The organism is Desulfovibrio sp. GTC20076 (assembly GCF_055385905.1).
On record NZ_AP039366.1, the window covers coordinates 2,377,080 to 2,402,154 of the forward strand.

The following is a 25,075-nucleotide window of genomic DNA, read 5'->3' on the forward strand; positions in this document are numbered from 1 at the left end:
CCCTGATGGTTTGCCCGGCCGTCCTCTTCGGGTTGCCCAGTACCGACCGGCAAGGCTCACTATTGCCGGAGGGCAGACAGGCTGCCGATGTGAATCAGCCCGGCAAGCCGGCTGCTAGCCCAGAACTTCGGTTATGGACTCGCGCAGCGCCTTGAGAATGATATCAATCTGATCCTTGGTCACAATATAGGCCGGAGCCACATTGACGATATTGTTTCGGCCCACAAAGCTGCGGTTTGTTCTGCCCACAAGCACGCCGCGCTTGGCCATGGCTCCGCAGACGGCGATGACCTTTTCTTCTTCAAGGGGCTTTTTCGAAGCCTTGTCAGCAACAAATTCAATGCCCTGCAAAAGACCTTTGCCGCGTACATCGCCCACATTGCTGTGCGAAAGCAGCTCCTGAAGCCCCTGCTGCAGGTAGTCGCCCATGGCTACAACATTGTCCAGCAGGCTTTCTTCTTCAATGATCTTGATGTTTTCAAGAGCCGCAGCCGGGGCGGCAAGGCAGCCACCGAAGGTACTGATATCGCGGAAATACGAGAGTTTGTCGGTGGTATCCTGCAGGGCCGCAAACACTTCTTCGGTGGTCACGGTGCAGGAAATGGGCATGTAGGCGCTGGCAACACCCTTGGCCATGGTCACAATGTCGGGCTGGATGTTGAAGTGCTGGTAGCCGAACCATTTGCCCGTTCTGCCAAGACCGCAGACCACTTCATCCATAATGATCAGGATGCCGTATTTCTTGCATATCTCGGAAATGGTCTCATAGTAGCCTTCCGGAGGCACAATGATGCCGCCGCCAGCCGTGATCGGCTCCAGAATAACAGCGCCCACGGTGTCGGGACCTTCCTTCAGAACCACGGCTTCCAGCTCGCGGGCAAACTTTTCGCCCAGGTTTTTCGTGCCTTCAGGATAGGGTGAACGATAGGCCAGACAAGCGGGAAACTCCACAAAACCGGGGGTAAAGGGACCATACTGCTCACGGCGCTCTTCCTGGCCGCAAGCGCTCAGGGTGCTGATGGTGGTGCCGTGGTAATCGCGGTCACGGTAAATGATTTTATATTTTTTGCCGCCGTGCTTGAGCTGGGAAATCTGGCGCACCATCTTGAAGGCCTTTTCGTTGGCCTCGGAGCCACTGCTGGAAATATACACGCGGGAAAGCCCCGGCATGTGCGAAAGCAGCTTTTCAGAAAAATCAATGGCAGGCTGGGAGCCGCAACTGGCCGCATAAAAAGGCAGTTTTTTCATCTGCTCGGCGGCGGCATTGGCGATACGGTCACGGCCGTAACCCACATTGACGCACCAGACGCCGCCGGAGGTGGCATCCAGATATTCCTTGCCGTTAAGATCCTTGAGGTACAGGCCCTTGCCCTCTACCGCAATCATGGGGGCATTGCCCTGATGCAGCATCAGATGGTGCCATACGTTTTTTATATCCCCGTTGACATATTCATTTGTGTTCTTTGCTGACATGGAAGTTCACTCCTTAAAAATGTTGGACTGCGGCCATAAACAGCTCTGAAATCAAAATCCCATAGTTCAACAAAACATTCCGCGCATCCGGCAAGGGCCGGCCTGACGACAAAAAAGCTTCGCAGTTCTGTCGGCAGACATGCTCCACACCCTCCTTGCTGGCGGCTGCCACTTGCTTGATCAGACCGCGCGCATTGCAAGCCCTGCCCGGCTTGTTGCCTTAATAAAAGGCAATAAGCATGCCATGCCGGCAACAGCGCCGAATTAAAGAATATTTTCACAGAGACCCCCCCAGGCAATGCAAAAGAGACTTGCATCTCTGTGCGAGTCATAAAAGAAAGAGTCATATGTCGCGTGGGAAAATGAAAAAAATGTAAAACCGGGCACCCTCTCCCTGTCAGGAAAGAGCGCCCGGAGCTGCTGCGCATGAAAAACGCGATTGCGGGCTGTGTCTCAGCTGCGTGCCGGGGCCAGAGTGGGGTGGGCCTCAAGGACATCCAGAGACATGCGTTTTTCCGGAGACCGCGCAGAGCATTTTGCTTTATGCCAGACGGCAAATACATCGGGTCTAGGCCTGCCCTCCCTGGGCATAGGCCAGCAGCCTGTCAAAGGTCTTGCCGGCGTCGCCGGTCATGAGGATCACGCCCTCGCGCTCGTACAGGGGATTGGGTACCCCCGCATAGCCGGGCTTGTCGTCATAGTTGGCGATGATGATGTTGCTGCAGTCCTCAACCTTGAGGATGGGCATGCCGTAGATGGGCGTGCCTTCGGCAGAGTTGGCTGCCGGGTTCACCACGTCGTTGGCCCCCACCACGATCACAAGGTCGGACTCTGCGAACATGGGGTTCACCGTGTCCATTTCGAGCAGGTGCTCATAGTCCACGTTGGCTTCGGCAAGCAGCACGTTCATATGCCCGGGCATACGCCCGGCAACGGGATGGATGCCGTAACTTACCCTGGCGCCCCTGCTTTCCAGCAGGTCGGCAAGCTGTTTGACCTTGTACTGGGCCTGGGCCAGGGCCATGCCGTAACCGGGCACGATAACCACATTTCTGGCGTTCTGCACAAGCTTTGCCGCGTCGGCTTCCCTGCTGTCCGTACCCGCGGCGGGAGCGGCCGGGCTTTCGCCCTGGGCGAAGCTCACCAGCCGGTCCACGGTTTTCGCCGCATCGCCGGTCATGAGGATCACGCCGTCACGCTCGTACAAGGGGTTGGGTACGCCCGCGTAGCCGGGCTTGTCGTCATAGTTGCAGACGATGATATTCCTGCATTCATCGGCCTTGAGGATGGGCATGCCGTAGATGGGCGTGCCTTCGGCAGTGTTGGCTGCCGGGTTCACAACGTCGTTGGCCCCAATGATCACCACAAGGTCGGACTCTGCGAACATGGGGTTCACCGTGTCCATTTCGAGCAGATTTTCATAGTCCACGTTGGCTTCGGCAAGCAGCACGTTCATATGCCCGGGCATGCGCCCGGCAACGGGGTGGATGCCGTAGCTCACCTTGACGCCCCTGCTTTCCAGCGCATCGGCAAGCAGCTTGACCTTGTGCTGGGCCTGGGCCAGGGCCATGCCATAACCGGGCACGATAACCACATTTCTGGCGTTCTGTACAAGCTTTGCGGCTTCGGCTTCCCTGCTGTCCGCACCGGCGGCGGGAGCGGCCTCGTCCGCAGGGCCGTTGCCCTGGGCATAGGCCAGCAGCCTGTCAAAGGTCTTGCCGGCGTCGCCGGTCATGAGGATCACGCCGTCACGTCCGTACAGGGGGTTGGGCACGCCCGCGTAGCCGGGTTTGTCGTCATAGTTGGCGATGATGATGTTTTTGGCTTCGTCGGCCTTGAGGATGGGCATGCCGTAGATGGGTGTGCCTTCGGCAGTGTTGGCTGCCGGGTTCACAACGTCGTTGGCGCCCACCACGATCACAAGGTCGGACTCTGCGAACATGGGGTTCACCGTGTCCATTTCGAGCAGGTGCTCATAGTCCACGTTGGCTTCGGCAAGCAGCACGTTCATATGCCCGGGCATGCGCCCGGCAACGGGGTGGATGCCGTAACTTACCCTGGCGCCCCTGCTTTCCAGCAGGTCGGCAAGCTGTTTGACCTTGTACTGGGCCTGGGCCAGGGCCATGCCGTAACCGGGCACGATAACCACATTTCTGGCGTTCTGTACAAGCTTTGCGGCTTCGCTTTCGACGGACCTGGCCGGGGCAGCAGCCCGGGCGGCAGGAGCAGCCTTTTTGGCCGGGGCCGACGGGGTCACCACAGAAGATTCGCCAAGCAGGATAGACAGCAGTTTCCTGTTCATGGCACGGCACATGATGCGCGTCAGCAGATAGCCGGACGAGCCGATAATACCGCCGATGGCCACAAGCAGGGGGTCATTGACCGCAAAACCGGCAATGGCCGCACACACGCCGCCCATTGAGTTCAGCAGCGAGATGGTGATGGGCATGTCGGCCCCGCCCACGCGGAGGGTAAAGCCGATGCCGAAGGCCGTGCCGGTGACAAACATCAAAAAGATGAAGAAACCGAACAGAAACTGCGGAAAGGCCGTGCCCATAAGCACGGAAAAACCCATAACCGCAAGAATCGCCATGATGATTTTGGTGTGATCGGGCAGAATAACGGGCTTTTGCGGCAGAATCTGGTGCAGTTTGCCCGCAGCCACAAAGGAACCGGCTATGGTAGTCATGCCCATGGCAAGCGCCAGGCAGGCGCTGCCGCGCTCAAAGGCCGAGGGCGCGCCCGTGTCGGTGAGCACAAGAAAGCTCACGATGGCCGCCGCGCCGCCGCCGATGCCGTGCAAAAAGGCCACCATCTGCGGCATCTGGATCATCTTGACCTTGTTGGACAAGGTAAGACCCAGGGTCATGCCTACAGCAATGGCAAGCCACAGTGCGGGCGAGGCCAGCGAGCCGTCCTTGAACATGGTGACAAGAATGGCCAGGCCCATGGCAGAGGCGCAAAAGAGGTTGCCCCGGACCGCAGTGGGAACCTTGTTCATGAGGCGAAGGCCGAACAGGACGGCAGCCACAAGAATGCCGGCTATGATGTTGTAGGTTATTGCATTCATTTCACAGCAACCCTTTCTTCCGGTTTATGGTTGATGCAGAGGCCAGAGAAGGGCTACTTCTTTTTTCCGGCGACCATGCGCAGCATTTTGTGGGTAATGTCAAAACCGCCGAAAACGTTGACAATGGCCATGGCCACGGCAACAGCCCCCAAAAGCGTGAAAAAGGTCGAACCGGCAAGATAGGTCGCGGTTACCGCACCAAGAATGATGACGCCCGAAAGGGCGTTCATGGCCGACATCAGGGGGGTATGCAAAAGGCTCGGCACATGGCTGATGATCTTGTAGCCAAGCAGTGTTGCCACTACAAACACCGCCAGCAGGGTAAATGGGGTCATATGTCTTCCTCGGATAATATTTTTCCCGGCCTGTATGCCGGAACGCCGGACGCGGAACAGGCCGCGCCCGGCGTTCTTTAACGACTAAAGGCCCATGGCTTCACGAGCGCCACGGTGGACAATCTGCTTGTCGATGGTGCTCAGCGTGGATTCGATGATGGGGTCGGTCCTGTCCAGAACGATCTTGCCGTCCTGAGCAAGGAAGGCAAGCAGCTGGTACACGTTGTTGGCAAACATCCAGGTGGAGCTTGTGGGCATCATGCCGGGGATGTTCTTGGTGCCGTCGATGGTCACGCCGTGCTTGACCACCACTTCGCCGGCTTCGGTCAGCTCGCAGTTGCCGCCCTGGTCAATGGAAATGTCCACGATGCTGGAACCGGGAGCCATAGAAGCCACCATTTCCTTGGTGATCAGGATCGGGGCCAGCTTGCCGGGGATCAAGGCCGAAAGGATGATGATGTCGGCGTCCTTCACCAGGGGCTTCAGGGCCTCGCGTTCCTTGTTCAGCCATTCGTCGCTCAGGCGCTGGGCGTAGCCGCCCTCGCCAATGGCCACCTCGGCGGGCACGCCCACATCAAAGGGCTTGGCGCCAAGGCTCATGGACTGCTCGCGCGCGTCGGGCCGGATGTCCACAGCCGTGACAACAGCGCCCAGGCGCTTGGCAGTGGCCACGGCCTGAAGCCCGGCCACGCCCGTGCCGATCACCAGCACGTTGGCAGGCTTGATGACCCCCACGGCCGTACCAACCATAGGCATGAACTTGGCAAGCCGGTTGGCCGCCATAAGCACGCCCTTGTACCCGGCAACCGTGCTCATGGAGGTCAAAGCGTCCATGCCCTGAGCACGCGAAATGCGCGGAATACCATCCAGTGTAATGCTGATCACGCCCGTGGCGGCCAGCTTTTTCATCATTTCGTGGTTCACGGGAGCCGCGGGGTGCAGGAACGTGATCAGATACTGCCCGTCACGCACCATTTCCGCTTCGTGCTTGTTCACCTTGTCGTTGAACAGAGGCTCTTTCACCTTCAGGATAACGTCAGCCTTGGCAAAGATTTCCTGAACGTCCTCGATGATCTTGCCCCCGGCTTCAACATAGGCGCTGTCAGCAAAGAACGCGCCGTCGCCGGCACCCTTTTCAACAAGAACCGTGGCGCCGTCGGCAACCATCTTCTTGACGGTGTCAGGAGTCGCGGACACGCGGCGTTCGCCGTGCATGATTTCCTTCGGCACACCGATAGTCATACCCTGAAACTTCATTATAAGGCTCCTTGAAGGTTAATGGTGTTCCACGAAAAAAAATTTGATCGACAGAATCAGACCAGCACTGGGCAGGCCGCTGCCACAAGAAAAAGCAAGACATATGCCAAGACGCCCTGCTCAGGCAGTTCCTTTTATTTCAGTATATTGAAAAAAATTTATTTCGATTTTCCGCGCAGTTCGGCTTCTGGGGGATGCACTACAGCATCGTTTTGAGAAAAATATCTCAAGATGAACCGAAAATGATTTACTCCGCAGGACGTTGAACACATGCTGCAAGCCCCTGCGGACGATCCACGGCCTTGCGTTTGCCAAAGACCGGCAATGGGCGTAGTGAAAATTTTCATGCCAGCCTACATTGTTCTTACCGTCCTGTTTGCCGCCCTGCTGCACGCCCTGTGGAACATCATCGTCAAAGGCGGAGAAAACAAACTCTTTGAGACCGGCCTTAACGCTCTTGGTGCCGGGCTTGGCGCAGCATGCATTGTGCCCTTTCTGCCGCCTCTTGATCCGGCTTGCCTGCCCTACCTCGGCATGTCGTGCATTTGCCACTTCACCTACTACATCTGCATTGCAGAAGCGTACAAGAAGGTGGACCTCACTTTCGGCTACACCATCATGCGCGGCAGCGCTCCGCTGCTGACATCGCTGGCCATGCTTTTCTTCGGGGAATCACTAAGCCTCGGCGCATGGTGTGGCGTGCTTACGCTGTGTTGCGGCGTTTTCTGTCTCGCAAAGGACAATGCACGGCGCGGCGCGAACAGAAATGCCATTTTCATCTCGCTGCGCACGTCTTTTGTCATCATGGGCTACACCCTGGCGGACGGCCTGGGAGCGCAGCACAGTGGCAGCGCCGTAAGCTACGCCTGCTGGATTTTCGTGATCAACATCGTGCCGCTGCATGTTTTTATTCTGCAGCGGCACGGCACGACCTACCTGCGCTATGTGCGCAAAAGGGCCGCCATCGGCCTTTTCGGGGGGCTGGCGGGGCTTGGTTCATACGGCATCGCCATATGGGCCATGACAATCGCGCCCATAGCCATGGTGGCCGCGCTGCGTGAAACCTCGGTTATTTTCGGCATGCTGCTGGCCGTGATTCTGCTGCATGAAAAATTTACGGCATGGCGGGGAATTGCGGTAATTCTGGTCGCGTGCGGGGCCATGCTCATGAAGCTGGCCTGACGCCCTGCGCGGCTAGCCGCGCAGCAGGCCTGCCCTGCTGAAAAGCCAAAGACCCGTCCGGCATCGCCGGGCGGGTCTTTGGCTTTTCACAATCGGGCAAGCATTGGCGAAGCATTGGTGTCAGGCGGGCTTTCTGGGTGCGCCCGCCTGACACCCGGGGGTTGTCACAGGAGGAGGGTGTGGACAATCCAATCCGCGGTCAGCCCCTGCCTGGAAGGCTGGCCGGCTACGCCATTAGTGGGAGCATATTACTAATGGCAAGAGCCGTGCCAGACGTTGCAATCAGCATAACTACATTTTTTTATTGCTTATTTTTAAATCAACGTTCCGGCTCCACTTCAAAAACCTGTGGCAATTTTACCCACAGGCTCATTCAGACGAGTAAATTTTACTCACATCCCTGAGGTGGACATCCGCACACACACCGTCAAATCAGCCTTCAGCCAAAAGCGGTCTACGCTATGCCGGGAAAACACAGCACCAGCCAGACCACGACAGGAGCGATGGCGGCAGTAATAATACCAGCCAGAATAAGTGCCAGCCCCGCCATGGCGCCCTGCTCTTCCCCTTCCTGCAAAGCCGCCGCCGTACCCTGCGCGTGGGACACCGTGCCGAGCGACAGTCCACGCGCAAACGGATCAGCCACGCCCGCGAGATTAAGTGTCCAGCCGCCGATGAGCGAGCCAAGGGTTCCCGTGGCTACCACAAAAGCCGCCGCCAGCGAGGGTATACCCCCGTAAAGCCCGGCGACTTCAATGGCAAAAGGTATGGAAACACTCTTGGGCATAATGGAAATAACCACTTCCTGGGGCAGCCCGCCAAGTCTGGCGATAAGACCCGCAGAAAACATGGCCACAAAGGCCCCTGCGCATACGCTGCCCGTAATGGCGAGCACATAGCGTAAAAGCACCTGCCTGTAGCGATACAGGGGCAAGGCCAGCGCCACGGTGGCAGGGCCGATGAATACCGTCATGATTTTCGCTGCCGGTTCATACACGGCATAGGGAAGATCACAGACCACCAGCACAGTGATGATAATCGCCGCCCCAAGAGCCACAATATTGATCAACGGATGCCTGTAGCGCATGTACAGGGCGCGCACCGCCATGTAGGCCAGCAACGTGCCCAGAATGCAAAGAACCGTGCTTATGCTTACATAGGACTGCATGATTCTTCCTCCTTCCGGCGCGTGCGACGGCGCAAAGCCCTGCCCAGAAGCCCCACTGTCAGCAGGGGTAAAATGGCCCCCACAACAATGGCTGCCAGCAAAATCCAGCCGTAATCATAAAAAACGCCGCCCCACTGCATCAGGCCCACAGCCACAGGCACAAAGAAAAAAACCATATGCTTGAGCAAAAAATTGGCTGCCGTGCTGATGTGGTCTTCTTTAACAACACCTGTGAGCAAAAGAAGAAAAAGCACAATAATGCCAAGTACGTTTCCCGGCATGGGCAGACCAGTAACGCCCACCAGCCAGTTTGACGCCAAAAAGAGGGCCATAAGAAAGGCCATCTGCCACAAAAACTTCCATGTCTCTTTCATTACCGCTACCACCACATTTGGGCCGCCGCGCGAACAATTTCGGTGCTTGCCATTTGCAGGGGACTATATAATGGTAAAGATGTTCATGACAACTGAATAAAAATAACAAGGATATTCAATTTTGGTGAATAAATGGAAATGACGGACCTGCGTACCCTTGTAAGCGTGATGGAAACAGGCAGTATCACGGCTGCGGCCAAAGCGCTGAACCGGGTTCCTTCGGGCGTGACCATGCGCATCCTTCAACTGGAAGAAAACCTGGGCGTACAGCTTTTTTTGCGCGAAAAAAAGCGCCTTTACCCGACTGACAAGGCGCAAAGCCTGTATCAATACGCGCTCAGGATACTGGCTCTGGCCGAAGAGGCGGAAAACCGCGTCCGGGGCATGGCTCCCGGCGGAAAATTCCGCATCGGCGCGCTGGAAAGCGCGGCGGCGGCGCGGCTGCCCGAAGTGCTGGCGCGACTGCACGCCGGATATCCGCAAATAGCGCTGGAACTGGTCGTGGGTACCAGCCGCTCTTTATACAAGGATGTTCTCGAGAACAGGCTGGACGCTGTTTTTGTGGTGGACATGCCTGAAGATGACCGGCTGGAACGCATGAACGCCTTTGCGGAGGAACTGGTGGTCATCGCCCCTGAAGGACACAGCCCCATCCGTTGCCCTGACGACATCGGGCGCAAGACCCTGCTGGCCTTTCAGGGCGGCTGCGCCTACCAGAACCGACTGGTCAACTGGTTTCGCGCCCACGGACGGGAACCGGAGCGTATAGCCGAGCTGGCCTCGTACCATGCCATTGTGGGGGGGTGTTATAGCGGGCATGGGCGTGGGTGCCGTGCCGGATTCGGTGCTGCACCTGTGCCGATCTGACGGCATCCTTTCCGTACACCGGCTGGGGCATCCTCTGTGCCACGCCACCACGGAACTGATCTGGCGCAAGGGCATGCTTTCCGCCAACATGACGGCCCTGCGCCAGTGCCTGCATAGCACGCCGGAGGTCCCGGGCAAATCCATTGCCCCGGAAAAAAATACAGACATTCCTTTGCAAAAATGAGTCACGCTCGCTGAAAATTCCGGGCCGGGGCATGATGGCGCGTATCGGCCCGCCCAGTGAACCGGGACCGGGCGGGCAAGCATGCTTTTATGCCGCAGCAGCAAGCGCCTGCGCCGCCGTCAGAGCAGCAAGAACTCAAAACGCTCTAGCCGCGCATGGCCCGCCGCACGGCATCCACACGCGCGGCAATGTCCGGTGCGCCCACCAGTTCGGAAACCAGGCTGCAACAGCGCGCGCCGTGGCGGGCCACTTCAGCGATATTGTGGGCCTTGATGCCGCCTATGGCTACAAAAGGCATATCAATGTTGGTGGCAACCCAATCCAGATAACCAAAACCCACGGGGGCCACCACATCTTCCTTGGTCTGCGTGGCGAAAATGGGGCCAACACCCAGGTAGTCCGCCCCCAGCGCCCGCGCGGCCAGCGCCTGATCCGGCTCGTGGGTGGAAAGGCCGATGATCATGTCCGGTCCCACAAGCCTGCGCACTTCAGGCACAGGCAGGTCCTCCTGCCCCACATGCACGCCGTCAGCATCCACAAGCATGGCAATATCCACATGATCGTTAACAATAAAGCAGGCCCCCGCCTCACGGGTCAGGCGGCGCAGCAGGCGGCATTCTTCAAGCATTTCACCGCCTTTGAAATTTTTTTCGCGGTACTGCAAAAGACGCACGCCCGCCCCCAGCAGGGCTGAAGCCACCTCTTCAAGGGAGCGCCCCAGCGACAGGCGGGAATCAGTAATGGCATAAATATCTGTTTCACCGGGAAGAATTCTTGGCATTTGCTGCTTCCTTATTTTTTTATGGCCGCGATGGCGCGGCGCAGGCAACTCTGTACAAAACGCGCGGGATGAAAAGACGTGTGGGACAGACGCTGCGGCAGCTCAAAACCGCGGGCGTCGAAATCTTCGGGGCGCAAAAGCGGAAAGGCCATTTCAGTACCCGCCGCCGCGCTGCCCGGAGCCTTGCGCCGCGCAAGCGCCGCGCCCAGAGGGACATCCTGCGGGCCAAGGCCAAAAACCGCATACAGCGCCTCATCCAGCGCCACGGCCGAGGGGCTGGCTCCCATCAGTTTCAGCACAAAGGCTTCCCCCTTGGACGGTCCCGTCCTGTGCATGGCCACGCCGCCATCAGCCAGGGCGGCCACCGGCGGCAGGGCGGCCCAAAGCGCGGCCAGACAGTCGGCAAAATATACAGGGTCGCGCCCCTCGCGGGCATGGGCCACGGCCTTGTGCAGGCCGCTTACGCAGCCGAAACAGTTTTTCACCGCCAGGGTGAGCAGCATCTGCCCGTGCGCCTTGACCCTTGGCAGGGAAAGGATGAAATCGCATTCCTGCACAGCACTTGATACCTGAAAAGACGGCCTTTTGCGACCGCCCCTGCCGCCCTGCAGGCCTGCCGGCAGATCCGTATCCAGCCGCACAGGCACAGGCCTGTCCAGTTCGCGCACGGCAAGTCCCAGAGGCCGCAGGGAACTTTCAAGGCCAATGGCGCGGGCCACGGCCACGGCACGCCCGAAACCCGGCGAATCGGCTACGGCCATCTGTGCCCCGTGGTCACGGAGCCAGCGGCAGGCCGCGGCCACAACCCCGGGTGAGGTACAGGCCAGCGGCTTGCCCATAAGCAGGTTGGGCTTCACGAGCACCCTGGTTCCCGGTTTGAGGGAATGAAACTGTGCTATACGCGCGGCATCCAGCACATCGCCTGTCAGGCGGTCAAGCGACTGGCGGTCATAGCCTTCGCAGCGGTCCAGAGCCACGGGCATTGCCCCGGCAGAGAAAGATTGGTTTTCCATGAGGCGAATATGCCGCCGGGCGTCTGCCTTGTCCAGCCCCGGCACGGAGTTTTGCCCGCCTTGCCCGGGGCCTGCCCTTTTCAAACGCCAGCTCTTGGCGTATGCATTCAGAAGGGCGTAGTGGACCTTGCCAACCGGGGTTACCACGCCCTTATTCATGCCGGCAACAGAAAAACCATCCTTTTCAGATTACTATACAGACCACCAGTCCCTGAGGCCATACATGCGATATTTCCTGCGCTTTTCAAGCCTTTTTTTGCTGATCCTGTGCTGTGTTCTTGCCGCAGGCCATACCCCGGCCGCCGACACTGACACCGCGACACCGGAAAATCCCGCTGCCGCCAGCCGCGACGCCGTAAAACCTTCGGACGCTGCCCCCGGTGCGGCGTCAGCCGTTCTGCCCGCCGGTAGCGCCGATAGCGCTACTACCGGCAACCCGGCTCCCGCAGCGGGGCAAGCCCCGCAGGGTACGCCGTCTGCCCAGGAAACCTCGCCCGCGGCCGCGCCTCTTCCGGTACAACCGCAGGCAGCGCCCGCTGCTCCCGCCGCCAATGGCGACGAATCTGCCGCCCCGGCCCCACGCCCGGGAACGTCCGAAAAAAAGGAGCCGGCAAAGGCCAAAGCCGAAAAAAAAGCCAGCCCGAAGCCGAAAACGGAAAAGAAAGAAAATGCCGCGCCCAAGGCGGATAAAAAAGAAGCCAGGCCTGCCGCTGCCGACAAAAAGGACGCTCCGGCTGCACAGGAAGAAGAAAACGCTACAGCACAGGAAGAAGAAAAATCCGGCGTACTGCATGACCCCTGGGAAATGGTCTGGAGCAGCCAGCACAGCATGCTTGAAGAGGTCAACGGCAAAGCCCTGGCCATGAGCGACACCTTTGCCGACCGCGCCCTCAACGTGAGTGAAAAGGTGCAGCCTTTTGTTGACGAGGCACGCCGCCTTCTGGTGCTGAGCAATACCTACAAGAACATGCCCAACGCCATGGAGGCCGTCAGCCGCCGCCTTACCGTGACCATCACCGAGGTGCGCAAGATACTGTCGCCCATGATGGACGCCCGCAGCGAGGCCCAGGGCCTGCTTGAGCGCATCAGCTATCTGGCTGACAGCCTGCCCGAAGACCTGCACGACGAGCGCCTCAGCTCCGAAATGCAGGAATACATACAGGCTCTGGCCATGACACGCCTGCGCCTCACGGCAGTGCTGGCCCAGTATGATACAGCGCTTGCGCCCTCGCTGGCCCTGCTCAACCGGCTGGAAAAAACACGCGAAGAAATCAGTTCGCAACTGCCCGCCCTGTGGAAGGACTATTACCTGCAAAAGCCCGTCCCCTGGCTCAGCCCGGCGGCCTGGGCCGATTTCCCCAAGCAGATGACCTATTCCTATCAGGGACTGCTGCTGCGCATTCCCGTTGAAGTACCCGTAACCCCCGAAAACTGGGGCACGGCTGTACTGCGCTTTTTCATGTGCCTGCTTTTTGCGGGTGTTATTACCGTGCTGCTGTCACGCCGCTGGCTTAATGAAACATCAACGCCCACAGTGCGTCACATCTTTCATGTGAGCCTGCCCTGGTTCTGCGTGGGGCTGGCCCTGCTGGGCAGTTCCATTTCAGCCACAGGCGAGTTTTTTCGCCTGTTCCTGGCCCTGGGTAACCTGAGCCTCATCGTGGCGCAGATCAATCTGGCCTGGGACCTGCGACGGCTCAAATACCCGGAAGTACAGATAGACCGCTCACCCTTCTGGCATCTCATTCCGCTGACGCTGTGCGCTTACGTCCTCCTGTACCTGCCGCTGCTCCGGCCGCTGGTGCTGGTCATCTGGATGGGGCTGCTCATCACAGACATCATGCGGCAGCGCCGCCGCAAGGAGCAGGACCTCGGCCCCCTGCATCTGGAAAGCTCGGTGCTTGAAGCCGAACCCGTGGTGCTGTGGCTGTGCCTCATCATGACCATATTCGGCCTGCATCTTTACAGCATGGTGCTGTATCTCTGCTTTGTTTCCTGCTCTCTGGCCCTGCAGCTTTCGCTCGGCGGCATGAGCTTTGTCACCACGGTCAGCGAAAAGCTGCCCAAGGAAGGCATACGGGCGGCGCTGGCGCATACGGCCATAGCCCTGGCAGCGCCCGTAGTGCTGGTGGTGGCCTTTGTGGGCGTGACCCAGTGGGTGGGAACCCTGCCCGGCGGCCTGCCCCTGCTGCAATATTACATTCTGCGCGGCGTCAATGTGGGGGCCACTCAGTTCAATGTGCTGCATCTGCTCATGATTGTCAGCGCCTTTTACATCACGCGCACGGCCGTGGCTATGGGGTCGCGATTTCTGGGGCGTCTGCCCAAGCAGGGCCTGCAGATAGACGCCACGCTCATTCCGCCCATACAGACCGCCTTTTCTTATGCCCTGTGGTGCTTTTTCGGCCTTTTCGTGCTCAAGGCCCTGGGCATGGAACTGAGCAATCTTGCGATGGTAGCTGGTGGTCTTTCCGTGGGTATCGGTTTCGGCATGCAAACCATTGTCAATAACTTCCTGTCCGGCCTCATTCTTATTTTCAGCCGCACGCTGCAGGCCGGAGACGTGGTGGAAGTGGGCGGAACCCAGGGCCGTGTGCGCAAGATCAGCGTGCGCGCCACCATGGTGGAAACATTCGACAACGCCCTGATCATCGTGCCCAACTCGGAATTTGTGGCAAGCCGCCTCATCAACTGGACGCGCAACAGCCGCACCGTGCGCAAGGAGATCAAGGTAGGCGTGGCCTATGGCAGCGATACGGCCGCAGTCATGCGCATTCTGCTGGCCACGGCCAACGCCAACAGCAACGTGCTCAAATACCCGCCGCCCAATGTGATCTTTGCGGACTTCGGCGCCAGCACCCTTGATTTCAACCTGCTTTTCTGGGTGCGGGACTATGACGTGGGAGCCTCCACAACCTCTGCCATTCGCCTTGAAATAGAAAAAGAGTTTCGCAATCAACGTATTGAAGTGGCTTTTCCTCAACTGGATATCCATATCAAGGAAATGCCGCCTCGCGTAAAAAACACTCCGCCACCTTCCGAACTGCGCGCTGCACGCAGGCTTACCCGGCGCCCCCGGCGCAGGCTTGAGGCGGCCAGCAGCAGAAAGGTGGCAGAAAATACGGCAGGCACGCCCCATCCCGACAATACGGACGACAATGACGCATAGGCCTTGGGCAGCTGCCCGCGCCTGACAGCGGACGCATAGCCGCAAGCGCGCGGGGCAGCGCACAGGCCGCAACCAAACAAAGGCACAAGGAGAACACATGATCTATCGCGCCGATGCACTGGAAGGGTTTGAAAAGGAAATGTTCGGTGGCCCCGGAACCACCAAGTTCACCAAAATCGTTAATGAAGAAGGGCTGGCCGGAAAAGGCCGTCTGTTCAATCTGGTGAATCTCAAGCCCGGCTGCGCCATCGGCAGCCACAAGCACAGCGGAGAGCTTGAAATTTATCACGTGCTCAAAGGGCAGGGAGCCTATAATGACAACGGCACAGAAGTGCTTGTCAAAGCCGGTGATGTGACCGTCTGTAATGACGGCGAAGTCCACGGCATTCTCAATACCGGTACGGAAGATCTGGAGATGGTCGCCCTTATCCTGTTCACCAGATAAGGCGCTGTACGGTTGCCATAGCCAACGCCCTGCCCCTGCCGACGATACCGCGCAGGCGTGCACAAGCCGCCGCAAGACCGGCGGCCGAGACGGCAAAGGCGTTACCCCCAGGGGCGGAGCCGCAAGGCTTCCGCCCTTCTTTCTGGTCGTATTGCCTTGAGCATGCATCCGTAAATTTTTTGCGGCGCTCACGGCAACGCCTGCTCACGTCATGTGCCTGCGCGACACTTCTGTGCAGCACAATTCCACAGAAAAAACCCATAGAAACATTGCCCCAAAACACGGTACAGATACACCGTGCGGACTGGCTGCGGCGTCTTTATTGGCGGATGCCCGTGCGCCTGCCTCACAACAAGACCAGGCTGAAACCGCCTGCTCCGCGCCTCCGCTCAGGCTTCACGCACGGGCAGCCCCCTCTGCCGCACAACAGGCATTACAACACATGCCTGCCGCGCCTTTCAGCATGCCCTTTTACGGCTGCGGCACTGCACTCACCATAGTCATAATACATTCTATTTCATGCAGATATTTTGCGCAAAAAAATGTTATTGACATATGTCAGATAAAGGCCATACTTTGTTTACGACATATGTCAATAACAAAGCACCCGGCGCAGGGTGCAGTCAGAACAAAAGGAGGTTCATATGCCTTGCAATGATACTACAGGTCCTGAAGGAGCCGGTCCCCGCACCGGACGCGGCATGTGCAGCGGAAACGCTGTAGAACGGAATATGAAACAGGGCGGCGGCATGGGGCGCGGCATGCGTCATGGAGCCTGCCGCGGTCAGAACATGCCCGGCATGGATGTTGCTCAGGAATACGGAAGGGGCCAGGGACGCGGCATGTGCCGCGGCAGGGGCATGCGCCGCATGAACACGCCCGCCTGCGCTGCTGATGACGCCACAGAAAGCTAGGGCATTTTCACTTTGAAAATACTCTGGCGACTGCGCGGGCAGGCGCCCGCCGTGACAGCGCAAACGCAATGTATTTGCGCTGTCAAGTGCCAGAACGGGCATTCCTTACCAAGACTGTAGAGATATGCTGGCCTGAAAAACCAGCCCAACCCTTCAGACAGGCCGCTCCCTCAGGGGCGGCCTTGATATGCGGTGATATAACCATGCCAAGACCAAAAAAATGGCGTAAAGTCTGCTCTATGCCTCGAAATACCTGCTTTGGCCCCCTGCCCGGACATTCCCCGTCCCAGGGCGGGTGCGGCGGCCCTGCGGCCAATGCCCAGGGTTCTGATACAGCATTTACCTGCGGGCCGGAACCGGGACGCGGCCAGGGCCGGGGAGGCCGCCACAGAGGGCATGATATGCACGGCCCGCGCGGAACCGCTGAGAATGCCGTTATCATGACCGTGGACCAGTATGAAACTCTGCGCCTCATTGACCTTGAAGGCATGACCCAGGAGGCCTGCGCCGAGAACATGCACATTGCCCGCACCACCGTGCAGAGCATTTATGCCGAGGCGCGTAAAAAGCTGGCGGATGCACTGGTCAACGGCAAAATGCTGCACATTGAAGGCGGAGAATACAGGCTGTGCAACGGCGATGGCGCGCAGTGCGGCGGGGGCGGCTGCCGCCGGGGCCGGAACCGGTAGCCGGACGGCCCTGCCTTGTCGCCTGCGTTGCCCACGATCCCGGGCAACGGGCTGCCGGCCCGTAGCGGCCTCAGGCCCTTTCTTCTTCCTTGCAGACATCCACCCAGGTTCCCCCGGTAACACGCTCAAGCTCGGCCAGAGAAATTTTTACGGCATTGTTGGGCGCTCCGGCTGCGGGATACACCGGGTCAAAATGCTTCAGGCTGGCGTCCAGGTACACGCGCACATTGTCATGCAAGGCAAAAGGGCAGACTCCGCCCATGGGGTGTCCCACCTGTTCCTGCAGGTCTTCGGGCTTGATAAAACGCGGCTTGCACCGGAAGGTGTCCTTGAACTTGCGGTTGTCCAGCCGGACTGTGCCCATAACCACCAGCACCACCGGCCCCTCGGGTCCCATGACGGAAAGGCTCTTGGCAATGCGCCCCGGCTCGCAGCCCACGGCTGCCGCCGCGAGGTCCACGGTGGCGCTCGACACCTCAAATTCCATATATCCCTCAGCCAGACCGTGGCTTGCCAGCACGGCCTTTACTGCGTCTATCCGCATGATCTTTCCTTTATTTCTCCACAAATTTCAAAAACAGCCCGCCGGGCAAACTGAAAAGCGCCGTCCGGCAAGCCTGCCCGCGCCCTGCCGGAACAGTTTCCGGGTAAAACGGCTCTACCGGCGAAACACCAGCGCCAGTCCGGCCAGCACCAGCACAAAGCCCAGCAGCCGCCGCCAGCCGAAAGGCGTCACCGGCAAACCGAACCAGCCATAGTTGTCTATGATGGCCGCCATAAGCAGATTGCCGAAAATCATGGCCATGGCCGTAGTCAGCACGCCAATGCGCGGCACGGCAATGATGGTATTGAGCACCATGATAGCCCCGAAAACGCCACCGATCCATTGCCACGAAGGCGCTTCCGGCAGGCGCATAAGTTGCCCGCGCCCGAAAAAAAGCACAGCCAGCCCGAGAAACAACGTGCCGCCGGCAAACGAAACAAAGCTGCTTTCCAAGATCCCCACTGTGCGGCTCAAGGCGGCATTAACCGGCGACTGCAGGGCCACCAGGCATCCGCCAAAGACCATAAGCGCTATATACAGCATACTTTCCTCCGGCAAAATCCCGCAACAGATGCGCCCGGCACACGGACACTCCGGCGGCCGCCCTTACGGGCCGGCACAACGGAAACAGGACTGCTGCCGCGCCACATCTACGGGATCTGCTGCACCTTGTTTTGCCCTGCCGGAGCCTTTCACCCGATGGATACAGTGAATACGGAAAAACTCCGGGGCAGTTGACATTCGAGTGCCCCTGTTTCCTGCCGGGAACGGTTCCTTGCCCTGAAACCATATTGGCGGGCAGGCATGATTGTCGGACAATGCTGCCGCAACGGCGGCAGAACGCAAAAGGATCCTTCAGGAACAGCCTTGACCGGCCTCGCGCAAAAACGGCGTGTGGGCGATGGCCACCAGCAGCCCTTCCGGGCTGAGAAAACGTGTGACAGTCTGGCCCCAGGGTTCCTGCCTGAGCCGCGTGAGCAGCGTGCAGCCGCTTTCTTCCAGCAGACGGGTGGCGCTTTCAATATCCTCCACATCCATCTCAAGCCAGGCCTGCGGCACGGGTATATCATCGGGCCACTGGGCACTGCCGAAGCAGGAAAGCGCCGCCTTGTCCAAAGGCCAGAGCGCAAAGTGTTTTACGCCGTCCACGGCCTGCGTGTGCCAGTAGCCCTCGTACCCTTCTGTGGGTTCAAGCGGCAGCCCCAGCGTGTCCCTGTACAGGCGTTCGCTTGCCTCCTGCCTGCGCACCACAGGACCAAAGCCTGAAACAAAGAGCACCTTGATGCCCTCGGGCAGATTATGCGTCATGACGGCCTCCGGCAGGTATCTGTCGGGCAGGCCGGGCATCAGGGCTGACATCCGGCCTGCCCGGTATTGGTTACAGCAACTGTTGCGCGAAGGCTTGGCGGCGGCCTCAGCCTGCACAACCGTGGGGGATTGCCTACGCGGCAAAAATACCCTGGGGCAACGGCCCGAAGACAGCCTCGTAGCGCTGACGGAACAGCGCCGGAGTGATGGCATGTTCCTGTGTTCCCAACTTTTCAAGGGCAAAGCTGGCGCTCACCGAACCGAGCCTGGCGGCTTCGGGCATGGCAAGACCGCTGACCAGCCCCTTGATAAGGCCCGCACGGTGGGCGTCGCCCGCGCCGGTGGGGTCCAGCACCTTTTCAACGGGTACGGGCGCAATGCGGACGTTTTCGCCCCGGTTGCCGCGCACCTGCGCGCCCTCTGCACCAAGGGTGGTCACAAGCCAGCGTGTGCCGGCGGCAATTTCATCCTCGCTTCTGCCCGTGGCCTTGCAGATCATGTTCAGCTCGTAGTCGTTGGTGATGCAGGCCAGGGACCCCTCAATGGCGTCAAGCAGTTCTTCAGCGGTCAGCACGGGCAACTGCTGGCCGGGGTCAAAGATGTAGGGCACGCCCTTTTCACGATAAAACCGGGGCAGACGGCGCATATCGTCCAGGTTGCCGGGCGATACGATGGCTATATCCTTTGCCGGGTCAAGAGCGGGAAAATCATACAGCGAAGGCAGGGTCATGGCCCCGGGGTAAAAACCCGTAATCTGGTTGCTGTTCAGGTCTGTGGTAATATAGCACAGGGCCGTGAACACCTCGTCAGCGCGGCGTATGCCGTCAAGCGGCAGCCCGTGGGCCGCAAGGGTCTGCGCGTAGGAATCAAAATCGCGCCCGGCGGCGGCGACGATCACTGGTTTTTCCTCAAGCAGGGCGAGAGAATAGGCGATATTGCCCGCGCAGCCTCCCCGGCGCTCATCCATGCCGTCCACCATAAAGCTCACATTGATCATGTGCAGCTTGTCCATAAGGATATGGTCCTGAAAATTGCCGGGAAAGGTCATGATGCGGTCAAAAGCCAGAGAACCGGAAACATAGATGGACATGAGTTCCTCTCGTTATGGGGTGGACGGATGTAATTGCCGCTGCGCCCCGGCGCAGGCCCGCGCATTTTCGGTTCGCACCGGACGCCGCAAGGGCAGATAATCATGCCGGAATCTCCACGGCGCGGCAATGTCAGGCCGAGGGCGGACGGCTGTTTTCCCTGATCCAGCGCAGATACGGCTCATGCCCGGCCTCTATGGGCAGGGCCACGATACAGGGAACCTCGTAGCTGTGCATGCTTTTCACGGCGGCCTCAAAGGCGGGCAGCGCCTCATGGTTTACCTGGGCCAGCAGCAGGCATTCCGCGGCATCATGCACCTGGCCGCGCCAGCGATAAATGGAACGCGCGCCAGGCACGATGTTCACCCCGGCGGCAAGGCTTTGCTCTACCAGCATGCGGGCAAGATCAAGGGCAAGCTCTTCATCGGGCGCGGTGACATAAACCAGATAGGACATGATTTCTCCCCTACAGCATGTCGTTGCGAGGCAGCTTATACCCAAACCCGCAAAAAACAAAGAGGCCGCGAACCGCGCCCGCCACGGCTTGCAGGCTGCCGACGCCTGTGGCATAGGACGGACATGAGCGCAAAAAATTCCCGCCCGGCACGGGCGCAAAAAGTTCTGGCAGCCCTGCGCACCCGCTACCCCGCCCCCCATACCCATCTGGACGCCGAAACGGCGTGGCAGCTGCTGGTGGCTACGGTGCTGGCGGCCCAGTGTACGGACGCCCGGGTCAACACCGTCACTCCGGAACTGTTCCGCCGCTGGCCCGGCCCCGCCGACCTCATGGGGGTTCCGGTTGAGGAACTGGAGGCGGTCATACGCTCCACGGGTTTTTACCGCAGCAAGGCCAAAAACCTGCTGGGGGCCGCAGCCCGCGTATGCGAGGTATACGACGGGCGGATCCCCAACAGCCTTGAAGAACTCATCACCCTGCCCGGTGTGGCCCGCAAGACGGCCAATGTGGTACTGTTCGGCGCTTTCGGCATCAATGAGGGTCTCGCGGTAGACACACACGTCAAGCGCATCAGCTACAGGCTCGGGCTGACCGAATCAACGGACCCCGTTGTTATCGAGCGCGACCTTATGGCCCTTTTCCCCCGTGAAGAATGGGGTGATGTGAACCACCGCATGGTCTGGTTCGGGCGTGAGGTATGCGAAGCGCGCAAGCCCCTGTGCGGCCAGTGCGAAATGGCGATCTTCTGCCCCAGGCTGGAGCCGCCCAAAACACCGCGCCCGGCCCGACGCAAGGTTCCGCCGGCCTAGCCCGCAGGCCTGCCGCAAGCGGTACCGCGACCTGCATGCGCCGGATGCAGTGAGTTGCAGGCAGCGGCCCGCAACACGGCCATCGCCTCAAAGATACACGGCAGCAAAGATGCTCCGGCAGTGCGCACAGAAAAAACAGTGAAAAATCGCACCGCCGCCCCGCTGCTGCTCTAAGAAAAAAATCATTCCGGCCGATGAGGACAACAGTGCCCCTGCGTCCCCAGCCGGGCGGCGCTTCACGCCAGCACACAAGCCCTGCCGTGCGTCATGCGCAGGCAGACAGGATGGTAGCCATGTCGCAGAACAGCATGCTCAACGTCAACAACAATGAACTCGAAATCATTGAATTTCTTATAGACGAAAAGCAGCCGGACGGCAGCGCCTACAGCGGGCATTATGGCATCAACGTAGCCAAGGTGCTCGAGATCATCCGCCTGCCCAACATCACCAGCGTCCCCAGCAAGTGCGACCCCTCGGTGCTCGGCACATTCAACCTGCGAGGCAAGGTGCTGCCCATTCTCAACCTTGCCACATGGCTCGGCAAGGAAATGGTCACCGAAAACAACGCCAAGGTCATTGTAACCGAATTCAGCGGCGTGCAGGCAGCCTTTCTGGTTTCGGCCGTAACGAGCATTCACCGCATGACCTGGGACCGCATCGAGCCGCCGAACCAGTACGTGCAGAACTACTCGCGTGACAGCATTACCGGGGTGCTGCGCATTCAGGGCCGTGTGCTCTTTATCCTGGATATGGAAAAAATCCTTGCCAGCCTGGACAGCACCCTGGACATGTCACAGATCAAGGTAGACACCACACCCGTGGAAGGTGCGGGCCAGTTTCACCTGCTTGTGGCCGACGACTCCAACTCGTTGCGGCACATCATCAAATCCTCACTGCAAAAGTCCGGTTTTCGCGTCACGGCCGTAGCCAGCGGGCGCGAGGCATGGGAATACCTGCAGACAGCCCGCAACGAGGCACAGGCACAGGGCAAGGAACTTACCGACATGGTCCATCTGGTCATTTCGGATATTGAAATGCCCGAAATGGACGGCCACATGCTGACGGCCCAGATACGCGATACCCCCGGCCTCAGTACCTTGCCGGTGATCCTTTTTTCCTCGCTCATCACTGATGCCCTGTACGCCAAAGGGGTCAAGGTCGGGGCCGACAAGCAGGTGTCCAAACCAGACCTGCCCGGTCTGAGCAAGATCATACGCGAGCTTATTGCCGAAAAGCTGAACAAATAAGCCTGCACACCGGTGCAGGAAGCGCTGCAGCCAGAAGCAGCAACCCACAGGCAGGTCCGTGTAGGTCCGGCAGCTCTGCTGTAGACATCGCGGCCGTATTCTTTTCACGACACTACGCCGGACAAGCCAACGAGCACAGCCCGTCGCCATGAAGTGTCTACAGGCCGCTCCGCACACCGTCCGTACTCACCTGCACACAGTACCTCGTTATATACTCATCGGCAGTAGCACACACGATGTAGCTAGCCATGTCATACCCGTACAGATGCCGCTGATGCCCCATCCCTGCCGGGCCACGGCGTCCATCATTTTTCTGTAGGCGGTCTCGTGACTTTCAAAATTGCCCCTGTGATACAGTCGGGCATAAAGCCCCGCCGGACGCAGGCGCAGGCTCTCCGCCCCTGTTTCACGCGAGACGCCGCAAAAGAAATAATCCGCGTTATAAAGCCGGGCCGCAGAAAGATGTACTTATGCCCGCCATAGCGGTTTGAGCATGTGGATACATCAATGATTTCGTGAACAGGGGCCGTACCCCAAAAATCTACCTGCAGGCAAAGAATTTCGCGCCAGCTCGACAGGTTTTCACCGCTACCACGTGCGTAACAACGTAGGCGAAATGATGCCCATTTTCAGCTTTCTTGATGTGGTTGCGTGGGGTTAACAATGACATCTATTTTCAGATCGCGGTCTTGACTATTGTGGGCCTGTCAGCCAAGAATTCCATTCTTATTGTGGAATTCGCCCGCGCGCAGCATCAGGCCGGGAAAAACCTGATGGCCGCGGCCACAGAGGCCGCCCGGTTGAGGCTGAGACCCATCATATCATGACCTCCCTGTGTTTTATTCTTGGTGTCATTCCCCTGGCCCTGAGCAGCGGGGCCGGCTCCGGAGCGCGAAACGCCCTGGGAACCGTAGTGATGGCAGGTATGCTGACGGCAACAATGCTGGGCATATACCTCACGCCACTCTTCTTTGTGCTCGTTGTCAAAATGCTGCGCAAAGAATAGATGGGCAGCAAAACATGAAAGAATACCGCTGAAATTGCGACAGCGGACAACATTCGGCAACATTGGCGCAACAAAGATTTTCAATTATTTTATGAACAAGGACAATCTCAATACAGGCAACGGGCAGCCCACGGATACTTCCGGCAAGCCCGGCCCGTCCAGGGCTGCCCGCCGGCGCATACTGCTGGCCGTTATGGTGGCATGGCTGCCCATAGCCACGGACATGACCATCCTTCACATCGCCGTCCCCTCCCTGACCCTCGCCCTGAAGGCCACGGGAACGGAGATACTCTGGATCATAGACATTTACCCCCTGATCGTGGCCAGCCTGCTGGTTCCTATGGGTACACGGAGCGACAGCGTCGGGCCACGCAAGCTCCTGCTGGCCGGGCTGGTCATCTTTATGGCCGCATCGCTGGCAGCGGCTTTCGCGCCCACGGCCAGAGCACTCATCGCAGCCAGAGCCTGTCTGGCCCTGGGTGCGTCAATGATCGTACCCAGCGTGCTCGCCATCATACGGATCACCTTTGACGACTGGAAGGAACGGGCAATGGCCCTGGGCATCTGGGGCACTGTAAGTACCGTGAGCGCGGCCATGGGGCCTCTGGTGGGCGGCCTGCTGCTTGAACATTTCTGGTGGGGTTCAGTCTTTCTTATCAATGTGCCGCTTATCCTGATCATTCTGCCCCTGGCCGCCGCGATCCTGCCCAGGCCCCGGCCCGGCCCCCGAAAGCCGTGGCCCATCGGGCAGGCCCTGACACTGGCTGCGGGCCTTATGTCCACGGTATACGCGGTCAAAACGATCTTCAGGCAGGACAGTTCCCTTCTGCTTTGCGGTATTGCGCTGCTGTGCGGCATTGGTCTGATGGCGCTCTTCATCCGAAAACAGATGACAGCGCGCACCCCCATGCTGGATCTCGACCTGTTCAGGCTGCCCGCCATTCGCGTGGGCCTGGTGGCCGCTCTTGTGGTTTCTGGCGCTCTTGCAGGCGTGGAACTGACCATTGCCCAGGAATTGCAGTTCGTTCTCGGCCGCACGCCGCTACAGGCGGGCATATTCATGCTGCCCATCATGGCCGCCTCTGCCGTGGGCGGGCCTCTGGCAGGCAGGCTGGTCGTCATGGCTGGCCTGCGAAACGTGTTCACGGTATCCCTGCTGGCGGCCGGAGGCAGCCTTGCCGGGCTGGGCCTTGCCAGCTTTCATGATGCGGGCTGGCTTGTGGCAGCCTATATGGTAGTGCTGGGCCTGTCGCTCAGCATCGGCCTGACTGCATCCTCCATAGCCATCATGGGCAGCGTGCCGCCGGAAAAAGGTGGCGCGGCCGGGTCCATCGAAGCTCTGGGCTACGATCTGGGCGCGGGATTGGGCATCACAGCCTTTGGCGTATTACTGGCGGCCAATTACAGCGCTGCCTTGCGGCTGCCCGAAAACCTGCGCCAGCATCTGCCGCGCAGCGCCCTGGACTCCATCAGCGACACAATGGTGGCAGCGGAGCTTACCGGCGGCGAAAAGGGACAGGCCATTGTCGAGGCAGGGCAGGCGGCTTTTACCGCCGCGCACAGTACGGTGCTGCTGTCAGCGGCACTGCTGGTCTGCCTGCTGGCTCTGTGGGTTTTCAGCAGTCTGCGGCGCTATCGCGGTGAAGAGCAACGCCGGGGCTGATACCAGCCCCGGCGTTTCGCCACATGTCACGC

Annotated in this window: 25 protein-coding genes; 12 read left to right on the forward strand and 13 right to left on the reverse strand. The window is 59.3% G+C overall.

Annotation, left to right across the window (positions count from 1 at the left end):
* Positions 1 to 114 precede the first annotated feature (114 nt).
* From ACZ495_RS10560 to ACZ495_RS10575, 4 genes are all read right to left on the reverse strand, one after another.
* Positions 115 to 1,473: an aminotransferase family protein gene (locus tag ACZ495_RS10560; RefSeq protein ID WP_012623863.1), complete on the reverse strand. Its 1,359-nt coding sequence runs from the start codon at positions 1,471 to 1,473 to the stop codon at positions 115 to 117.
* 568 nt (positions 1,474 to 2,041) lie between these two features.
* Entirely contained in the window at positions 2,042 to 4,543 is a 2,502-nt protein-coding gene (locus tag ACZ495_RS10565) for an NAD(P)(+) transhydrogenase (Re/Si-specific) subunit beta (RefSeq protein ID WP_464262240.1), read from the reverse strand.
* A 53-nt stretch (positions 4,544 to 4,596) separates the two neighbouring features.
* Positions 4,597 to 4,878, reverse strand: a complete 282-nt coding sequence (locus tag ACZ495_RS10570; RefSeq protein WP_012623826.1) for an NAD(P) transhydrogenase subunit alpha part 2 — start codon at positions 4,876 to 4,878, stop codon at positions 4,597 to 4,599.
* A gap of 84 nt (positions 4,879 to 4,962) precedes the next feature.
* Positions 4,963 to 6,135, reverse strand: coding sequence for an NAD(P) transhydrogenase subunit alpha (locus tag ACZ495_RS10575; protein ID WP_012623825.1), 1,173 nt, complete (start codon positions 6,133 to 6,135; stop codon positions 4,963 to 4,965).
* 345 nt (positions 6,136 to 6,480) lie between these two features.
* Between ACZ495_RS10575 and ACZ495_RS10580 the strand changes: the two genes are divergently transcribed.
* Positions 6,481 to 7,317 (forward strand): DMT family transporter, encoded by an 837-nt coding sequence (locus tag ACZ495_RS10580; RefSeq protein ID WP_072312016.1) that lies wholly within the window; start codon positions 6,481 to 6,483, stop codon positions 7,315 to 7,317.
* A 454-nt stretch (positions 7,318 to 7,771) separates the two neighbouring features.
* Here ACZ495_RS10580 and ACZ495_RS10585 read toward each other — a convergent pair whose 3' ends face one another.
* On the reverse strand, positions 7,772 to 8,485 hold the full coding sequence (locus tag ACZ495_RS10585) for an LrgB family protein (protein WP_012623860.1): 714 nt from the start codon (positions 8,483 to 8,485) through the stop codon (positions 7,772 to 7,774).
* Positions 8,470 to 8,859 (reverse strand): CidA/LrgA family protein, encoded by a 390-nt coding sequence (locus tag ACZ495_RS10590; RefSeq protein ID WP_012623859.1) that lies wholly within the window; start codon positions 8,857 to 8,859, stop codon positions 8,470 to 8,472. Before ACZ495_RS10590 ends, ACZ495_RS10585 begins: the two co-directional genes overlap by 16 nt.
* Positions 8,860 to 8,991: 132 nt before the next feature.
* Here ACZ495_RS10590 and ACZ495_RS10595 point away from each other — a divergent pair, with 132 nt between their 5' ends.
* On the forward strand, positions 8,992 to 9,726 hold the full coding sequence (locus tag ACZ495_RS10595; RefSeq protein ID WP_464262241.1) for a LysR family transcriptional regulator: 735 nt from the start codon (positions 8,992 to 8,994) through the stop codon (positions 9,724 to 9,726).
* Positions 9,692 to 9,910, forward strand: a complete 219-nt coding sequence (locus ACZ495_RS10600; RefSeq protein WP_464262242.1) for a hypothetical protein — start codon at positions 9,692 to 9,694, stop codon at positions 9,908 to 9,910. Before ACZ495_RS10595 ends, ACZ495_RS10600 begins: the two co-directional genes overlap by 35 nt.
* A gap of 145 nt (positions 9,911 to 10,055) precedes the next feature.
* On the opposite strand, the gene thiE is transcribed toward ACZ495_RS10600, so the two are convergent.
* Complete coding sequence (gene thiE / locus ACZ495_RS10605; RefSeq protein ID WP_464262243.1) at positions 10,056 to 10,691, reverse strand: thiamine phosphate synthase; 636 nt, start codon at positions 10,689 to 10,691, stop codon at positions 10,056 to 10,058.
* Positions 10,692 to 10,702: 11 nt separating this feature from the next.
* Positions 10,703 to 11,851: a DUF362 domain-containing protein gene (locus ACZ495_RS10610; protein ID WP_394026668.1), complete on the reverse strand. Its 1,149-nt coding sequence runs from the start codon at positions 11,849 to 11,851 to the stop codon at positions 10,703 to 10,705.
* A gap of 76 nt (positions 11,852 to 11,927) precedes the next feature.
* Here ACZ495_RS10610 and ACZ495_RS10615 point away from each other — a divergent pair, with 76 nt between their 5' ends.
* From ACZ495_RS10615 to ACZ495_RS10630, 4 genes are all read left to right on the forward strand, one after another.
* Positions 11,928 to 14,873 carry a mechanosensitive ion channel family protein gene (locus tag ACZ495_RS10615; RefSeq protein ID WP_012623855.1) on the forward strand — a complete coding sequence of 982 codons (2,946 nt, stop codon included), beginning with the start codon at positions 11,928 to 11,930 and terminating at the stop codon, positions 14,871 to 14,873.
* Positions 14,874 to 14,970: 97 nt separating this feature from the next.
* Positions 14,971 to 15,318, forward strand: a complete 348-nt coding sequence (locus ACZ495_RS10620; RefSeq protein WP_464262244.1) for a cupin domain-containing protein — start codon at positions 14,971 to 14,973, stop codon at positions 15,316 to 15,318.
* Between the two features lie 644 nt (positions 15,319 to 15,962).
* Entirely contained in the window at positions 15,963 to 16,232 is a 270-nt protein-coding gene (locus ACZ495_RS10625) for a hypothetical protein (RefSeq protein WP_464262245.1), read from the forward strand.
* A gap of 401 nt (positions 16,233 to 16,633) precedes the next feature.
* Positions 16,634 to 16,921 (forward strand): DUF134 domain-containing protein, encoded by a 288-nt coding sequence (locus ACZ495_RS10630; RefSeq protein ID WP_464262246.1) that lies wholly within the window; start codon positions 16,634 to 16,636, stop codon positions 16,919 to 16,921.
* A 70-nt stretch (positions 16,922 to 16,991) separates the two neighbouring features.
* Here the strand turns inward: ACZ495_RS10630 and ACZ495_RS10635 are convergent, their stop codons facing one another.
* From ACZ495_RS10635 to cutA, 5 genes are all read right to left on the reverse strand, one after another.
* Positions 16,992 to 17,465: a YbaK/EbsC family protein gene (locus tag ACZ495_RS10635; protein ID WP_464262247.1), complete on the reverse strand. Its 474-nt coding sequence runs from the start codon at positions 17,463 to 17,465 to the stop codon at positions 16,992 to 16,994.
* Between the two features lie 114 nt (positions 17,466 to 17,579).
* A complete protein-coding gene (locus ACZ495_RS10640) occupies positions 17,580 to 18,008 on the reverse strand; it encodes a DMT family transporter (RefSeq protein WP_012623850.1) in 429 nt (142 codons plus the stop codon).
* A 312-nt stretch (positions 18,009 to 18,320) separates the two neighbouring features.
* Positions 18,321 to 18,824 carry a VOC family protein gene (locus ACZ495_RS10645; protein WP_464262248.1) on the reverse strand — a complete coding sequence of 168 codons (504 nt, stop codon included), beginning with the start codon at positions 18,822 to 18,824 and terminating at the stop codon, positions 18,321 to 18,323.
* Positions 18,825 to 18,906: 82 nt separating this feature from the next.
* Entirely contained in the window at positions 18,907 to 19,863 is a 957-nt protein-coding gene (locus ACZ495_RS10650; RefSeq protein ID WP_072312117.1) for a carbohydrate kinase family protein, read from the reverse strand.
* 130 nt (positions 19,864 to 19,993) lie between these two features.
* Positions 19,994 to 20,317, reverse strand: a complete 324-nt coding sequence (gene cutA, locus ACZ495_RS10655; RefSeq protein ID WP_464262249.1) for a divalent-cation tolerance protein CutA — start codon at positions 20,315 to 20,317, stop codon at positions 19,994 to 19,996.
* A gap of 123 nt (positions 20,318 to 20,440) precedes the next feature.
* On the opposite strand from cutA, the gene nth reads away from it, so the two are divergent.
* The 5 genes from nth (at position 20,441) to ACZ495_RS10680 (ending at position 25,043) form a co-directional block, all read left to right on the forward strand.
* The gene (gene nth, locus ACZ495_RS10660) at positions 20,441 to 21,127 is read left to right on the forward strand and encodes an endonuclease III (protein WP_012623846.1); all 687 of its coding nucleotides are present in this window, start codon (positions 20,441 to 20,443) and stop codon (positions 21,125 to 21,127) included.
* Between the two features lie 293 nt (positions 21,128 to 21,420).
* Entirely contained in the window at positions 21,421 to 22,374 is a 954-nt protein-coding gene (locus ACZ495_RS10665; protein WP_041724569.1) for a chemotaxis protein, read from the forward strand.
* A 641-nt stretch (positions 22,375 to 23,015) separates the two neighbouring features.
* Positions 23,016 to 23,201: an efflux RND transporter permease subunit gene (locus ACZ495_RS10670; RefSeq protein WP_041723797.1), complete on the forward strand. Its 186-nt coding sequence runs from the start codon at positions 23,016 to 23,018 to the stop codon at positions 23,199 to 23,201.
* Positions 23,198 to 23,380, forward strand: coding sequence for an efflux RND transporter permease subunit (locus ACZ495_RS10675; protein ID WP_464262250.1), 183 nt, complete (start codon positions 23,198 to 23,200; stop codon positions 23,378 to 23,380). Before ACZ495_RS10670 ends, ACZ495_RS10675 begins: the two co-directional genes overlap by 4 nt.
* A 91-nt stretch (positions 23,381 to 23,471) precedes the next feature.
* Positions 23,472 to 25,043: an MFS transporter gene (locus ACZ495_RS10680; protein ID WP_012623844.1), complete on the forward strand. Its 1,572-nt coding sequence runs from the start codon at positions 23,472 to 23,474 to the stop codon at positions 25,041 to 25,043.
* Positions 25,044 to 25,075: the final 32 nt, after the last annotated feature.

Coding starts and splice junctions, on each gene's coding strand:
- ACZ495_RS10560 (WP_012623863.1), bottom strand. CDS start 1,473: ATGTCAGCAAAGAACACAAATGAATATGTCAACGGGGATATAAAAAAC.
- ACZ495_RS10565 (WP_464262240.1), bottom strand. CDS start 4,543: ATGAATGCAATAACCTACAACATCATAGCCGGCATTCTTGTGGCTGCC.
- ACZ495_RS10570 (WP_012623826.1), bottom strand. CDS start 4,878: ATGACCCCATTTACCCTGCTGGCGGTGTTTGTAGTGGCAACACTGCTT.
- ACZ495_RS10575 (WP_012623825.1), bottom strand. CDS start 6,135: ATGAAGTTTCAGGGTATGACTATCGGTGTGCCGAAGGAAATCATGCAC.
- ACZ495_RS10580 (WP_072312016.1), top strand. CDS start 6,481: ATGCCAGCCTACATTGTTCTTACCGTCCTGTTTGCCGCCCTGCTGCAC.
- ACZ495_RS10585 (WP_012623860.1), bottom strand. CDS start 8,485: ATGCAGTCCTATGTAAGCATAAGCACGGTTCTTTGCATTCTGGGCACG.
- ACZ495_RS10590 (WP_012623859.1), bottom strand. CDS start 8,859: ATGAAAGAGACATGGAAGTTTTTGTGGCAGATGGCCTTTCTTATGGCC.
- ACZ495_RS10595 (WP_464262241.1), top strand. CDS start 8,992: ATGGAAATGACGGACCTGCGTACCCTTGTAAGCGTGATGGAAACAGGC.
- thiE (WP_464262243.1), bottom strand. CDS start 10,691: ATGCCAAGAATTCTTCCCGGTGAAACAGATATTTATGCCATTACTGAT.
- ACZ495_RS10615 (WP_012623855.1), top strand. CDS start 11,928: ATGCGATATTTCCTGCGCTTTTCAAGCCTTTTTTTGCTGATCCTGTGC.
- ACZ495_RS10620 (WP_464262244.1), top strand. CDS start 14,971: ATGATCTATCGCGCCGATGCACTGGAAGGGTTTGAAAAGGAAATGTTC.
- ACZ495_RS10625 (WP_464262245.1), top strand. CDS start 15,963: ATGCCTTGCAATGATACTACAGGTCCTGAAGGAGCCGGTCCCCGCACC.
- ACZ495_RS10630 (WP_464262246.1), top strand. CDS start 16,634: ATGCACGGCCCGCGCGGAACCGCTGAGAATGCCGTTATCATGACCGTG.
- ACZ495_RS10635 (WP_464262247.1), bottom strand. CDS start 17,465: ATGCGGATAGACGCAGTAAAGGCCGTGCTGGCAAGCCACGGTCTGGCT.
- ACZ495_RS10640 (WP_012623850.1), bottom strand. CDS start 18,008: ATGCTGTATATAGCGCTTATGGTCTTTGGCGGATGCCTGGTGGCCCTG.
- ACZ495_RS10645 (WP_464262248.1), bottom strand. CDS start 18,824: ATGTCAGCCCTGATGCCCGGCCTGCCCGACAGATACCTGCCGGAGGCC.
- ACZ495_RS10650 (WP_072312117.1), bottom strand. CDS start 19,863: ATGTCCATCTATGTTTCCGGTTCTCTGGCTTTTGACCGCATCATGACC.
- cutA (WP_464262249.1), bottom strand. CDS start 20,317: ATGTCCTATCTGGTTTATGTCACCGCGCCCGATGAAGAGCTTGCCCTT.
- nth (WP_012623846.1), top strand. CDS start 20,441: ATGAGCGCAAAAAATTCCCGCCCGGCACGGGCGCAAAAAGTTCTGGCA.
- ACZ495_RS10665 (WP_041724569.1), top strand. CDS start 21,421: ATGTCGCAGAACAGCATGCTCAACGTCAACAACAATGAACTCGAAATC.
- ACZ495_RS10670 (WP_041723797.1), top strand. CDS start 23,016: ATGTGGTTGCGTGGGGTTAACAATGACATCTATTTTCAGATCGCGGTC.
- ACZ495_RS10675 (WP_464262250.1), top strand. CDS start 23,198: ATGACCTCCCTGTGTTTTATTCTTGGTGTCATTCCCCTGGCCCTGAGC.
- ACZ495_RS10680 (WP_012623844.1), top strand. CDS start 23,472: ATGAACAAGGACAATCTCAATACAGGCAACGGGCAGCCCACGGATACT.